1 protein-coding gene is annotated in these 267 nt (G+C 64.8%); it reads right to left on the reverse strand.

The window, feature by feature from the left end; genetic code table 11:
- Window positions 1–89 precede the first annotated feature (89 nt).
- Entirely contained in the window at window positions 90–257 is a 168-nt protein-coding gene (locus CVH10_RS21125) for a dienelactone hydrolase family protein (RefSeq protein ID WP_369335939.1), read from the reverse strand.
- Window positions 258–267: the final 10 nt, after the last annotated feature.

The following is a 267-nucleotide window of genomic DNA, read 5'->3' on the forward strand; positions in this document are numbered from 1 at the left end:
AAGATCATCGCCGCCCGGCGCCGCAATCCAATCATCGCCACACCCTCCCGCTCAAGGCCGCCCTCCGCAGCCCGTCGTTCACTAACGCCCTAATTCTTTAACGCTTTATCGAAGGTCGCCAGCAGTTTGGACCAGCCGTCGCGCGCGTCCGCCTCGGCGTAGCTGGCGCGATAGTCGGCGTGGAAGCCATGTGGAGCATCGGGATAGACCACGATCTGGCTGCCGGTCTGACCGGAACGCTCCAGGGCCTGGCGCATCCGCTCCACG

It is taken from the genome of Halomonas sp. ND22Bw (assembly GCF_003011945.1).
GTDB lineage: Bacteria > Pseudomonadota > Gammaproteobacteria > Pseudomonadales > Halomonadaceae > Halomonas > Halomonas halophila.

Coding starts and splice junctions, on each gene's coding strand:
- CVH10_RS21125 (WP_369335939.1), bottom strand. CDS start 257: ATGCGCCAGGCCCTGGAGCGTTCCGGTCAGACCGGCAGCCAGATCGTG.